Annotated in this window: 9 protein-coding genes; 1 reads left to right on the top strand and 8 read right to left on the bottom strand. The window is 70.1% G+C overall.

Annotation, left to right across the window (positions count from 1 at the left end; all coding sequences use genetic code 11):
* Positions 1–2: 2 nt before the first annotated feature.
* From ACFVX6_RS13010 to ACFVX6_RS12985, 6 genes are read right to left on the bottom strand one after another with little or no spacing between them, the layout of a single operon-like run.
* Positions 3–1,064, bottom strand: a complete 1,062-nt coding sequence (locus ACFVX6_RS13010; protein ID WP_389690736.1) for a hydroxymethylglutaryl-CoA reductase — start codon at positions 1,062–1,064, stop codon at positions 3–5.
* Entirely contained in the window at positions 1,061–2,158 is a 1,098-nt protein-coding gene (gene fni, locus ACFVX6_RS13005; protein ID WP_389690734.1) for a type 2 isopentenyl-diphosphate Delta-isomerase, read from the bottom strand. The genes ACFVX6_RS13010 and fni overlap by 4 nt, the downstream gene beginning before the upstream one ends.
* Positions 2,155–3,288 carry a phosphomevalonate kinase gene (locus ACFVX6_RS13000; protein WP_389690732.1) on the bottom strand — a complete coding sequence of 378 codons (1,134 nt, stop codon included), beginning with the start codon at positions 3,286–3,288 and terminating at the stop codon, positions 2,155–2,157. The genes fni and ACFVX6_RS13000 overlap by 4 nt, the downstream gene beginning before the upstream one ends.
* The gene (mvaD, locus tag ACFVX6_RS12995; protein ID WP_389690730.1) at positions 3,285–4,379 is read right to left on the bottom strand and encodes a diphosphomevalonate decarboxylase; all 1,095 of its coding nucleotides are present in this window, start codon (positions 4,377–4,379) and stop codon (positions 3,285–3,287) included. The genes ACFVX6_RS13000 and mvaD overlap by 4 nt, the downstream gene beginning before the upstream one ends.
* Positions 4,369–5,487, bottom strand: coding sequence for a mevalonate kinase (gene mvk / locus ACFVX6_RS12990; RefSeq protein ID WP_389690728.1), 1,119 nt, complete (start codon positions 5,485–5,487; stop codon positions 4,369–4,371). The genes mvaD and mvk overlap by 11 nt, the downstream gene beginning before the upstream one ends.
* On the bottom strand, positions 5,484–6,572 hold the full coding sequence (locus ACFVX6_RS12985; protein ID WP_389690726.1) for a polyprenyl synthetase family protein: 1,089 nt from the start codon (positions 6,570–6,572) through the stop codon (positions 5,484–5,486). The genes mvk and ACFVX6_RS12985 overlap by 4 nt, the downstream gene beginning before the upstream one ends.
* 383 nt (positions 6,573–6,955) lie before the next feature.
* Here ACFVX6_RS12985 and ACFVX6_RS12980 point away from each other — a divergent pair, with 383 nt between their 5' ends.
* Positions 6,956–8,095, top strand: a complete 1,140-nt coding sequence (locus ACFVX6_RS12980; protein ID WP_389690724.1) for a 3-oxoacyl-ACP synthase III family protein — start codon at positions 6,956–6,958, stop codon at positions 8,093–8,095.
* 11 nt (positions 8,096–8,106) lie between these two features.
* Here the strand turns inward: ACFVX6_RS12980 and ACFVX6_RS12975 are convergent, their stop codons facing one another.
* Both ACFVX6_RS12975 and ACFVX6_RS12970 read right to left on the bottom strand, forming a co-directional pair.
* Entirely contained in the window at positions 8,107–10,146 is a 2,040-nt protein-coding gene (locus ACFVX6_RS12975; RefSeq protein ID WP_389690722.1) for a LuxR C-terminal-related transcriptional regulator, read from the bottom strand.
* Between the two features lie 227 nt (positions 10,147–10,373).
* Positions 10,374–12,524: a RecQ family ATP-dependent DNA helicase gene (locus ACFVX6_RS12970; protein ID WP_389690720.1), complete on the bottom strand. Its 2,151-nt coding sequence runs from the start codon at positions 12,522–12,524 to the stop codon at positions 10,374–10,376.
* Between the last annotated feature and the right edge of the window lie 291 nt (positions 12,525–12,815).

Below are 12,815 nucleotides of genomic sequence, written 5' to 3'. Positions count from 1 at the left end.
CTCTACCGTCCGATCTTCGTGGTCGAGTTCGTGCGCTCCAGTGCGACGTGCGCCCGCATGAGTTCGCCCGGATTGGTCTGCGCCGCCATGAGGGAGAGCTCACCGCACAGCACCGTCGCCGCGATCATGACCGCGAGCCGCCGTGCGTTCTCGCCGGGCTCGCGCTCCTCGCGGCAGCCCAGGCGCGTCAGGTTCTCCTCGACGAAGTCGAGTCCCTTTCCGTTGCCGACCGTTCCGACGATCAGGTTCGGCAGGGTGCAGGAGAAGTACAGGTCGCCGTCCCGGTCCTCGGCCACGGTCACGCCCTGGGAGCCTTCGACGATGTTGGCCGCGTCCTGGCCCGTCGCCAGGTAGAACCCGAGCAGCATGTTCGCGTAATGGGCGTTGGCCGATCGGATTCCGCCGGCGAGCAGGGTGCCGATCAGGTTCTTGCGCACGTTCAGCTCGGCTATTGCGGCGGCCGAGGTGTGCAGCACGTCGCGGACGATCTCGCGCGGGACGAGCAGTTCGGTGACCACGTTCTTGCCACGGCCGAGGATGCCGTTGATCGCGGTCGCCTTCTTGTCGGTGCAGTAGTTCGCGGAGATCGAGCCGTACTCGATCCCCGGAATGGCACCGAGGATGTGCTTCAGGAGCGCGTCCGCGGCCAGCGTCGCCATGTTGTGCCCGGAGGCGTCGCCGGTGCTGAACTCGAACCGCAGGAAGAGCAGGTTGGCCACGATCTCGTGGCGGAACCCGATCAGTTCGACGAAGCGGCCGCAGGTGCGGACGACGGCGCGCAGCTCGTCGAACCGGGCGTCGACCTCGAGCGCCGCCAGGTACGCGGTCTGCGCGTCCTTGGCCGTGACGAGCACCGAGCGCGTCATCCGCTCGTCGATGAGGGTGGCGACGATGCCCTGCTCGACCAGCCTGGAGATCTTCGCCCCGCGGTTGACGGAGGGCCACAGGGGCGACTCGTACGTGGCGAGCGGGACCTCTGTCTCGACGTTCGCGACGTTCCCCGAGATCCTCAGGGGGCCTACCCATTTCATGGGAACGCCGGCGACCGCGTGCGTGTCGTTCATCGGATGTCTCCAACCGTTTCGTGAGCGGTGTCGTGGGAGCGGGAGCGGGTGGCCAGCCGGCGGGTGTCGATCCCCCGGTCGGCGCAGAACGCGCGCAGGTCGCCGTGGACGAGTACGTCGCACCGGCTCAGATCGGCCGGGGTGCGCGCGCCCAGCGCGGTCATCAGGGCTTCCACCTGGTCGAGCCAGCTGGTGATCTGCGTGATCAGGGCGGACGGGCCGCCGTCGAGAACGGTCCGCAGGAATCCTCCGGACACGCCTACGGCGGCGGCGCCGAGCGCCAGTCCGCGCACCACGTCGAGCGGGTTGCGGACCCCGCCGGATGCCAGCACCGGGATGGCGGCGTTCTGGGAGTCCAGCAGGCAGGCGGGGGCGGACTGGCCCCAGCCGTTGAGGTAGGCGTAGTCGGCGTGCTTGCGCCGGTCGTTCTCGATGCGCGCGAAGTCCGTGCCGCCGCGGCCGGCGACGTCGGCCACGCGCACGCCCATGTCGCTCAGCGCCGATATGGTTTCGCGGCTCAGCCCGAAGCCGACTTCCTTCACGATCACCGGTACGTCGGGTCCGACTCCGTCCGCGATCTTCTCGATCTGCGGTCCCCAGGAGGAGAAGGAGCGGTCTCCCTCCGGCATGACCGTTTCCTGGATGACGTTGAGGTGGATCTGCAGGGCGTCCGCCTGCAACAGGTCCACGGCCCGCCGGGCCTTCTCCACGGAGGCGTTGGCGTTGATGTTCGCCATGACGAACCCGTCCGGGTTCTCGCTGCGCAGCACGCTGAAGGTGTCGGCCACGGCCTCGTCGGCGAAGTACGCGCTCATGGAGCCGGTCGCGATGGGCACGCCGGTCTCCCGGGCGGCGATCGCCAGATCCCGGTTGATCGCGCCGGTCCTCGCGCTGCCGCCGGTCATCGCGTTGATGTACAGCGGCACCTTCCATTCCATGCCGCCGAACCGCGTGACCAGCGACGCGTCGGAGCGGTCGATGCCGGCCAGGGCGTGGTGGACGAAGGACACCTCGTCGAACTGGTTGTGTCCGCCCAGGTGGCGTTGTTGCTCGGCGGCGAACCGCACGTGGTCGTCCTTGCGCTCAGCGATCATGCTGCGCTCCCTTTCGTCGACTGGAGATGAATCGGCACGGGGAGCACCCCTGCGGCGGCCCATCCCTTCCGCAGCTGCGAGATCTGCTCTTCCTCCGTGGCGTCCAGCAGCGCGATGCCGCAGTCGCCGCCCCCGGCACCCGACGGTTTCCCCGCGCCGCCGACGGTCTCGGCGGCATCGCACAGCGCGGTCAATGTGGTGGTGAAGATTCCGAGCCGGACCTCTTCGTCCAGTTCGGCGAGCATCCGGCGGGCGCCCCGGACCTGCCGGAGCAACTCGGGGCCGTCGCCCCGCTCGAGTGCGTCGACCGAGGCGCGCACACACGTGTCGCTGCGTTCCACGAAGCTCCGTTGGGACGCGCTGCCCTGCCACGCGCGCCGTCCGAGGGTCCCGACCAGGGAAGCGGTGCTGGCCGGCCGGCCGGTCCAGCCCACTTCGACCGCCAGGCCGGCGGGCGACGGCAGCCGTCGCAGCCCGAACCCCGGCCACGGCGTACGGAGCGACTGCTCGATGCCCCGGCGCTGCACCAGGTCGAGTACGGCGGCCCGATCGGGCGCGTGGTACTCGATCCACCCGCCCCATACGCTCGCGGCGAGATCCCCGCCGGAGGAACGGGCGTCGAGCCGCGCCGTCGCGAGCATCGCGAGCCGGAACCGCTCCTCGTGCGACAGCTCCACGCCGTAGTACGCGGCCACCGCGGACACCGAGGCGACCGTCACCGCGCCGCTCGATCCCAGGCCGAGCTTGGTTCCCTCGTGGTGCAGGCCACTGCTGATCGAAAGGCGGACGGGTGGTGCGGACAGTCCCTGCTCGGCCAGCAGCGCGTCGACCACTTCGATCGCCGACACCACGTGGGTGAGACCGTCCCGCACCCGCTGTTCGTCGTCCGCGCCGAGTGCGGCGAGCCCGCCGTCACCCCGGCGCAGTCGCGCCCCTCCCGGGCAGAGGTCGGAATCGATCTCTACGTCGGCGACGCGGCCGCCGCCGCCGTGGGCTGCCGATACGGTGACGCCGACCTGCCGGTCGACGGCTGCGAGGATCGCCGGGTGGCCCGGCTGCACCACCGCGTACTCGCCGACGATGAACAGTTTGCCCGGCGCGTGCCGGGTCACGGTTCTCGTACCGGTCACCGCTCGTCCGCCGTCCGCAGCCGTGCTCCCGGCCCGCGCCGGGCGGTGAGCACCGAGCATCCGGGGGCGGCCGCGAGCAGCGTTTCGGCGACCCGGGGCGCCGCCTCGGGGTGGCAGAGCACCTTGACGTTCGGCCCGGCGTCCATGGTCGCGTAGGCCGCCACGCCGTCCTTGCGGAGCTGCAGGACGCCGTCGAGTACGGCCACCGTGGCGGGTGACAGGTAGCGCACCGCCGGCCGCGCGGCCAGCATGGTCGCGTGCATGCCGAGGGCGTTGCGCTCCGCGATCTCCCCCACCGCTTCGAGGTCGCCGCGGAGCAGCGCCGCGCGCATGTCGGTCAGGTCGCCCTTGCTCGACGTCGCCCAGGCTTGGTAGAGCGGCGAGGTCTCGACGGTCCGGCGCATCGCCGCCCGGCTGGACACGGCCTTGGGGCCGGCGTTGACCAGGGCGACCACCAGGGCGGGGTCGAAGTCGGGGAGGGGCACCGGCTCGGCGTAGGAGCTGAGGTCCGCGGCCTCGCCGACGCCCTGGCCCGCGTGGCACAGGGCGAAGCCGCCGAATATCGACCGGGAGGCCGACGCGGAGCCGCGCCGGGCGAGGCGGGAGAGCGCGGTCGGGTCGAGGTCCAGCCCGTACGCGGCGGTGGCGGCCACGGCCAGGGCGGCGAACCCGCTCGCCGATGAGGCCAGTCCCGCCCCGGTGGGGACGGCGTTGCGGGTGTCGACGGCGGCCCGTTCGGTGCGCCCGGCCCATTCCCGTACCAGGTCCAGGAAGAGGACGACGCGCCGGCGCGGCTCACCCTCCGCGGGCCTTCCGTCGAGGATGACGCTGTCGGCCTGCGCCTCGGGGTCGAGCCGGACGGTGGTGTTCGTCGGGAAGACGTCCAGGGTCATCGACAGGCTGTCGACGTACGGGATGACGAGTCGCTCGTCGCGCTTGCCCCAGTACTTGATCAGCGCGATGTTGGGATGGGCGACGGCGGTCGACCCGTGGCCGAGTAGGCCCTCCTGCGGCCCCGTCGGTCCTGTCAGCTCCGCGAATTCCGCCTGTTCCGCATGCTCCGCCAGTCCCAAGTTGTGGTCAATCGTCATGGTTTGCAAACCTTCCCATCGGGACTATCCAGGTACGGACGGCGCCGGCTTCGTGGAGGCTCCGCACGGTCGCCTCTGCCTGGCGCGGCTCTGCGGCCAGCGCGATCACGCAGCCGCCCAGCCCGCCGCCGCTGATCTTGGCGCCCAGGCTGCCGGCCGCGAGAGCGGCGTCGACCAGCCCGTCGATCCGGTCCGTACTGAGCCCCAACTCGTGCAGCAGCCTGTGGTTTTCTGTCATGCGCGCGCCGAAGTCGCTCGTTCGGCCGTGCGCGAGGTCTCGTGCGGCGGCGCGGGTCAGGCGCGAGGCGCCGCGGATGAAGTCGGCCTGCGTTTCTGCGCTGCGCTCGAACTTCCGCCACAGCAGCTCGACCGCTTCCTTGGTACTGCCACTGACCCCGCTGTCCGCGAGGACGAACAGCCCGTCGAACGCGTAGGGCAGACCCTCATCGGCGTCGCCGTCAGTCCGCTCGGGGGGATGGGCGGCGGAATGCCCAGGGGCGTACCCCGGCATGGCGACGGGCAGTTCCCGGGCAGCGCCGGAGCGGAAGAGGAGGGGAGACGTCGCGCCGGTGGCGAGCGCGTCGATGCCGCTCGACCTGCCGTGCGCCACCTTCTCCGAAGCCTGCACGAGATCGAACACCTCGCGGGCGTCCAGCCGGCGGTCGAAGAGGTCCGCCAGGGCCAGCACGGCCGCCCGGGCGCAGGCGGCGCTGGAGCCCAACCCACGGCCCTGCGGGATCGCGCAGTCGATGACCACGTCGACACACACGTGACCGTCGACACCCGCGATCGCCTTGAAGTCCGGGAGCAGGCACCGCAGGCCGTCCGCGGCAAGCGGCGTGACCACCCCGGACCCCGGACCCGCCATGGCGAAGGAGATCCCGTCCGCGCCTTCGTCGGAACACCGCAAACGCCTGGCGGTCGCGGTCACCGACAATTGCGGAACCGGAATGGCAAGCGCCGGAGCGCCGTAAACGACGGCGTGCTCGCCGAGCAGAATGGCCTTTGCGTGAGCTCGCCCCCATCCGATCCGGCCGTCCTCGAGGTCCATATCACCTGCGGAGACGGCACGGTCGGCGAAAGTCTGCGCATTCGTCAGTGTCATCATCGAGCTCGCTGCGTAGCTTTGATCGCCATCGCGGCGAGCTGATCTTTTGCGGGGGCGGTGGCGCTGCTGGATTCCAGTACGCCCATGGCCCGGTCGGTCCGGTGCGCGATCTGGCGCTCGATCTGATCCACGGCGCCGACATGGACGAAGATGTCCCGCAGGGCGTCGATCTCGTTCTCGGAGAGATCGGTTCCTATCTTCTCCCTGAGGAACCTCGCCGCCTCCGGATCGCATTCATCCGCTTGCTTGAGCGCCGTCGCGAGCAGCACCGTTCGCTTTCCCTCTCGAAGGTCGTCGCCCGAGGGCTTTCCCGTCACGGTCGGGTCGCCGAACACGCCCAGGAGGTCGTCCCGGAGCTGGAACGCGATCCCGATGTCCGCCCCGAACTCCCCGTAGGCAGCGACGAGGTCCGCCCCCGCGCCGGCGATCGCGGCACCGAATTGCAGCGGTCGCTCCACCGTGTAGGAGGCCGTCTTGTACTGGTTGACGCGCAGGGCCGCGTCGACGCTCTCGTCGTCGCTCGCCTGGTTGATCACGTCGAGCAGCTGGCCGTACAGGACCTCCGAGCGCACCGCGGACCACACCGGCCCGACCCGGGCCTGCGCTTTTGCCGACAGCCCCGATGCGCGGACCATGACGTCGGACCACGTCTGGGCCAAGTCCCCGACCAGGATGGCGGTTCCGGTACCGAAGGCCTCGGGGTCGCCGGAGAAGCGCCGGGTCCGATGCCGTGCGGCCAGGGCCACGTGTGCGGCGGGACGACCGCGGCGGGTGTCGGACGCATCGATGATGTCGTCGTGTATCAGGGCCGACGCGTGCAGCAGTTCGAGCCCCGCGCAGGCGGTCAGCACCGCTGTGGCGCCCGGATCGTCCTGGTCTCCGCCGGCACCGATCCAGCCCAGCCAGGCGAAGACCGGCCGGACACGCTTTCCGCCGTGCAGAACGTAGTTCTCCAGCTCGGCGACCACGGCCGCGAAGTCCTGGCCGAGCGCGTCGGCTTCGGCTCGGCGCTGGCCGAAGAAGTCACTGATCACGGCGTCGATGGCAGTCGTATCGACGGCTGTCCCGAGATAACTGACGGTCATGCTCTCATCTCCCGGTCGAGGTGACGGTCGCTCTCATAATCAATCTCGTACTTGCACTCACATGTGCACGAATTCATCGAGATCACGTCACTCGAATCCGGGCCGTCAGCACTTTCCGAATACACATGGGCCTCGCCGAGATCTGCAGAAGCCCATCCATGGCCCTAAGCCACCCCATACGTGATCAGCATGCTTCGATGTTATCCACGAGGCGTCAACTTGCCCACTACTCAACCGAGTAGTGCCACTAGTAGGAGTGGGGTTCGCACGGTCAGGATCCCACCCAACCGAGTGAGACATTCTGCGTCGGGAAAATACGGGAGCATGTCGTGTCACGATGAGCCGACTGCTCGACTGATGGTCCGGACAACACAGGTGCGGTCATGAATCCATTGACGGGCCGTGAACACGCGCTCTCCACGCCGGGCAGTCATTCGAACCGCCCCCTCACCACGGGAGTCACCATCCGATCCATCCGATCCATCGGAATACTCGGTACCGGCGCGTACCTCCCACCGACCGAAGTCTCCAACGACGAGATCGCCGAACGGGCCGGGGTCACGGACGAATGGATCGTCCGCAAGACCGGCATTCGGAGCCGGCGCCGGGCGGATCCCGGTCAGGCCACTTCCGACCTCGCCGCGGCGGCTGCCGTCCGGGCTCTCGAACAAGCGGGTGTCGGCCCCGAGGAGCTCGCGTACATCGTCGTTGCCACGTCCACGCCCGATCACCCGCAGCCGTCCACGGCGAGCATCGTCCAGCACCGGCTCGGGGCGGTGAACGCGGCGGCCTTCGACCTGAACGCGGTGTGCAGCGGTTTCGTGTACGCGCTGACGGTCGCCGAGCGGATGCTCTGTACCGAGCCGGGCGAACGCTACGGACTGGTCATCGGCGCGGACATCTACTCCCGGATCCTCGACTACTCCGACCGCCGGACCGCCATTCTGTTCGGTGACGGCGCCGGGGCCGTCGTCCTCGGCCCGGCCCCGAACGACCGCGGCATATTCGCCACTTCGCTGCTCACCCGGGGCGACCAGCACGAGCTGATCAGCGTGCCGGCCGGCGGCAGCCGGACCCCGACCAGCGTCCGGACGCTGGACGAGGGCCTGCAGTACTTCCGGATGGACGGCCGACGGGTCCGCGAGTTCGTGCAGGACAACCTGCCCGGGGCCGTCGGAGACCTGCTGGCCGGCGTGGGGCTGGACCCGCGCGAGGTACGCCACGTCGTCGCCCACCAGGCGAACGCGGTGATGCTCCGGGAGGTCTGGCCCTCGCTCGGACTGCCCGAGGCCAGCTTCCACCTGGCCCTGGAGTCCTACGGCAACACCGGCGCGGCCTCCGTACCCATCACCCTCGACCTCGCCCACCGCGACGGATCCCTCGCCGACGGAGACGTGGTCCTGCTCACCGGCTTCGGCGGCGGCATGTCGGTGGGCTCGGCCCTGACCCGCTGGCTGCCCACCCGACACGCGGGGCCGGCCCGGAATCCTGCCTACGCCGCGGCCCCCGTGCAGTCGAGGTGAGAGCCCGAGTTCTACTCGGCTTCGATCGAATAGATGGCGGCCCTACTCGAATAGCTCGCGGCTCCGCGCGCCAGTTCGACGCGGGTGTTGATGTTCAGCTTCCGGTAGATCTTCCTGAGGTGGTAATTCACCGTGTGCGCCGACAGGTGGACCCGTTTCGCGATCTGCTGGTTCGTCATCCCCGCGCTCACCAGATACGCGATGCGCCGCTCCGTGTCGGAAAGACCGGACCAGCACGCGGAATTGAGCGGTGACGTCACTTCTTCGGTCTTCACCTGCGAAGGATCGGCCTTCGCACCGTAGATCTTGGCGAGTTCCTCCGTGGCGAGTGCGACCGAGAGCGGGTCCGGCGACTGCGCGATGATGCGCGACAGTACGGCCGGATCGCCACTCACCAAGGCGTTCGCATGCAGGGCACTGAGGCCGAGCACGGAAATGCCGGGGTTGTCGCCCGCGAGGCCGTCCACCGTTTCGAGAACGCTGTTCTTGAGGTCGGTGTCACCGACGTCCAGCGCAAGGCGGACCAGGAACGCGGCGGCAGCCGGATCCTCGATGTACAGGCTCCGCTGCGTCGGCAGGTGGCTGTATTTGTCGGCGAACAGCTCGACGGCCGCCCTCGGACCCTCCCTCTTTACCGCGATGCGCACGTCCGTCCAGGCGTACTGCGGAGAGTAGAGGACCGCCTGATCCGTCTCGAACTCGCCCTGCACCCGATTCAAGTACTCGGTCGCCGCCGGTAGATCCCCCTTGTAGAGGAGGATGGTGCTGAGCACCGAGTACGCAAGGGGCCGGAGCATGGGAACCGCGTCCCGGTCGACCGCGGTGGTCGCCAGCTCCGCTTGGCGGCGGGCATCTCCGACGCGTCCCGCCTGGAGGAACAGCCGGGCCCGCATCGCCGCGGGCGCGGCGTCCCAGACGCGGGTGCCCAGTTCGTGCAGGCCGGCTTCCGCCTCGTTGATCAGCGACTCGGCCTTGTCGAATTCGCGCAGGTTCGCGAGCTTCCCGGCCAGCGCCAGCCGGAAGTGAAGGCGCCACACGGGATCCACGCCGTCGCTGTACCGCACCGCGGCCCGGCCCAGGCTGAGCCCCTCACCCAACTCCCCCGCACGCCAGCGGGCGTTGGAGAGCGCCGTCAGCGCCATCAGCCCGGCAACGTCACCCGGCCCGGCTCCCTGTTCCCTCAAGATCCTGGCGGAGCGCTTCTCCGCCTCTTCCATGCCGAGCAGGGAGTACCCCAGGATCACGGAGGCTTCCGCATCGAGCCGGGCGGAAGCCGAACTCGTGGAGCCGGAGAGAACGCGCTCCGCCGTGCGGATTCCGGCTGTCGCCTTGCCGTCCATGATCAGGCCGTGGGACTTCGAGTAGACCTCGCCCGAGTGGACCTCGCCCGAATCGCCCGCGGCCTCTCGGGGCGGGTCGGCCGGACGGTCGGCCATCCACAGCGGGTGCCCGGCCACCCAGAACTGCCGGTCAAGCGACTGCGCGTGCCTCCTGGAGTGGCCCATCGCCTCGCGCTGCAACGCACCCCGAGCGGGAGCGGGAATCGACTCGATGACCCCCGTCAGGAGGAAATCGCTCTGGAATACGAGTTGATGTTCCGCCGCGACGACGAAACCCGAGGAAATCGCTTCATCCAAGGACGAAAGCAGGCTGGCCGCGGATTTGTCCAGCATTCTGGAAACGTCCTCCAGCATGAAGGACCTGCCCAAGACCGCCCCGACCTTGAGGAATCGCTGACAGTCCGTGCTGAGATCACCGAGCAGTCGCTTCACGAACGCCACCACACGGCCCGGGACCCTGCGTTCCGTCAGCCCGACCGTTCCGCCGTGCTCCTTTACGAGCCCTTCCTCCACGAGTCCGGTCGCGCATTCGGCAAGCAATCGAGAGTTTCCGCCGGCATCGGCCGTGAAGTCGAGCAATCCTTGATCCGGCTCACCCCCGAGGATGTCCCGCAGGATCTGTTCGCCCACGATGTCTTCAGGCTGGGCCGGTATGACACCGTTGACCATGGCCTTCAGACTGCGACTCTCCATGAGCAATTTCATTGCCATGACCCCGGCTTACCCCCGTATATAGTCCGGCGCCCAAGAACGGCCCGTCGGCATTGTCGGCACAGAAGGCTCGACCCTCCTGCGAGGATCCTACGAAGCCCGGTCCGTTCTTGACTTGGCAAACGGTTGCCACGGACTCCCGTATTAACGGGCTCTACACCTGCCCGGCGGCCGGGGGTGGCCGCCGGGCAGGTCCGGCCCTACGAGGCTGCGGGCGCCGGGGTCTCTCAGCCCGCCAGGGCAAGGGTCAGGGGGAGCACCATGTCGGCCCCGCTCTGGCGCAGGAGGCGTGCGCCCACGGCCAGGGTCCAGCCGGAATCGGCGTAGTCGTCGACGAGCAGGACCGGCCCGGGGGTGGCGGCCAGGGCGGCGGCGAGTTCGTCGGGGACGGCGAACGAGGCGGCCAGGGCGCGCAGCCGCTGGGCGGAGTTGCTGCGGTGCGCGCCGTACTCGCCGGCCTGCGGGGTGTAGGCGAGGCTGCCCAGCAGCGGGAGCCGGCCGACACGGGCCAGCCCCTCGGCGAGCGAGCCCACCAGCTGCGGGCGGGAGCGGGAGGGCACGGCCACGATCCCCACGGGCCGGGCCATCGCACCACCGGCCCAGCCGCCCGGCGAACGGGCCCAGTCGGCCACCACCGTCACCACGGCCGCCAGCACGTCGCCCGGAACCGGGCCGTCCGCGGCCTGCTCCGACAGGAGCGGGCGCAGCCGGTTGCCCCAGCCGATGTCCGACAGCCGGCCCAGCGCGCGTCCCGTGGCCGCCTGCTGGCCCACGGGGATGCGGCCCTTCAGGTCGACGCCGACCGCGGGCATGCCCGAGGGCCACATGCGTCGGGGCTCGACCTCGACCCCCGGGCGGTCCAGCTCACCGGTCGCCTCGTCGAGGGCACCGTGGGACACGGCGGGGTCGAGCCAGGGTCCGGCGCAGGAGTCGCAGCGGCCGCAGGGGGTCGCCTTCTCGTCGTCGAGCTGCCGCTGCAGGAACTCCATCCGGCACCCCGTGGTCGCCACGTAGTCCCGCATGGCCTGCTGCTCGGCCTGCCGCTGCCGGGCCACCCACTCGTACCGCTGCGCGTCGTAGGCCCACGGCTGCCCGGTGGAGGTCCAGCCGCCCTTCACGCGCTTGACCGCACCGTCCACGTCCAGGACCTTGAGCATCGTCTCCAGCCGCGACCGCCGAAGATCCACCAGCGGCTCCAGCGCCGGCAGCGACAGCGGACGGCCCGCCTGCTCCAGCACGTCCAGGGTCCGCCGGACCTGCTCCTCGGGCGGGAAGCCGACCGAAGCGAAGTACGCCCAGATCGCCTCGTCCTCCCGCCCCGGCAGCAGCAGCACGTCGGCGTGGTCCACGCCGCGCCCCGCGCGGCCCACCTGCTGGTAGTAGGCGATCGGGGACGAGGGTGAGCCCAGGTGCACCACGAACCCCAGGTCCGGCTTGTCGAAGCCCATGCCCAGCGCGGAGGTCGCCACCAGCGCCTTCACCCGGTTCGCGAGCAGGTCCTCCTCGGCCTGCAGCCGATCGGCGTTCTCCGTCTTCCCCGTGTAGGAGGCCACCGGATACCCGCGCTGCCGCAGGAACGCCGCGACCTCCTCGGCGGCCGCCACCGTCAGCGTGTAGATGATCCCCGAGCCCGGCAGGTCCCCCAGCCGCTCCCCCAGCCACGCCAGCCGGTGCGCCGCGTTCGGCAGCTCCAGTACGCCCAGCCGCAGGCTCTCCCGGTCGAGCGGGCCGCGCAGGACCAGAGCGCCCCCGCCTCCCGTGCCCAGCTGCTCGGCCACGTCCGCAGTGACCCGTGCGTTGGCCGTCGCGGTGGTCGCGAGCACGGGCACGCCGGGGGCGAGCTCGGCGAGCATGGTGCGCAGCCGGCGGTAGTCGGGGCGGAAGTCGTGCCCCCAGTCGGAGATGCAGTGGGCCTCGTCGACCACCAGCAGGCCGGTCGTGGCCGCGAGCTTGGGCAGCACCTGCTCCCGGAAGTCCACCGAGTTGAGGCGCTCCGGGCTCACGAGGAGCACGTCGGTCTCGCCCCGCTCGACCTCCCCGTAGATCGTCTCCCACTCCTCCGGGTTGGCCGAGTTGATCGTCCGCGCCTGGATCCCGGCCCGCGCCGCGGCATCGACCTGGTTGCGCATCAGCGCCAGGAGCGGCGAGATGATCACCGTCGGGCCCGCGCCGCGGCGGCGCAGCAGAGCCGTCGCCACGAAGTACACGGCCGACTTGCCCCACCCCGTGCGCTGCACCACCAGCGCCCGCCGGCGCTCCTCCACCAGGGCCGACACCGCCTGCCACTGGTCCTCCCGCAGCCGCGCCGAGCCCCCCGGGGCACCGACCAGCTCAGCGAGGATGGCATCGGCTTCAGCGCGGAGCTCCAGGTTGTCCATGCCCCCATGCAACCCGATGCCTAGGACAATCGGCCAATTCACCCAGCGTGACGTGCGGCCCACCACCCGTCCGCCTCGCCGCGCGACCCCTGCGCCGGACCGGCCGCCGAGGAGGTGTTTCCCCTGGTGCGTGCGCTCCGGCCCTGACCGAATGAGTCATCTTCGGCGTGGCGGGGCAAGGATATGAACGGCATACCGGCGAATTCCGGTCCGCGGCTCCAATTGCTCGTTGCCGCATGCTCACGGGCCACGCGAGAATTGTCTTGCTCCCGCTCGGCTCGACGGCGCTCT

Origin of the sequence: Streptomyces sp. NPDC058289, assembly GCF_042880975.1 — a bacterium.
GTDB classification, from domain to species: Bacteria; Actinomycetota; Actinomycetes; order Streptomycetales; family Streptomycetaceae; genus Streptomyces; species Streptomyces stoeckheimensis.
The sequence above is the reverse complement of the archived record's forward strand: the minus strand, read 5'-3'. Positions and strand labels throughout refer to the sequence as shown.

What these genes read in the sequence shown, in the direction of transcription:
- ACFVX6_RS13010 (WP_389690736.1), bottom strand. Translation starts at nt 1,064, where the DNA reads ATGAACGACACGCACGCGGTCGCCGGCGTTCCCATGAAATGGGTAGGC.
- fni (WP_389690734.1), bottom strand. Translation starts at nt 2,158, where the DNA reads ATGATCGCTGAGCGCAAGGACGACCACGTGCGGTTCGCCGCCGAGCAA.
- mvaD (WP_389690730.1), bottom strand. Translation starts at nt 4,379, where the DNA reads ATGACGATTGACCACAACTTGGGACTGGCGGAGCATGCGGAACAGGCG.
- mvk (WP_389690728.1), bottom strand. Translation starts at nt 5,487, where the DNA reads ATGATGACACTGACGAATGCGCAGACTTTCGCCGACCGTGCCGTCTCC.
- ACFVX6_RS12985 (WP_389690726.1), bottom strand. Translation starts at nt 6,572, where the DNA reads ATGACCGTCAGTTATCTCGGGACAGCCGTCGATACGACTGCCATCGAC.
- ACFVX6_RS12980 (WP_389690724.1), top strand. Translation starts at nt 6,956, where the DNA reads ATGAATCCATTGACGGGCCGTGAACACGCGCTCTCCACGCCGGGCAGT.
- ACFVX6_RS12975 (WP_389690722.1), bottom strand. Translation starts at nt 10,146, where the DNA reads ATGGCAATGAAATTGCTCATGGAGAGTCGCAGTCTGAAGGCCATGGTC.
- ACFVX6_RS12970 (WP_389690720.1), bottom strand. Translation starts at nt 12,524, where the DNA reads ATGGACAACCTGGAGCTCCGCGCTGAAGCCGATGCCATCCTCGCTGAG.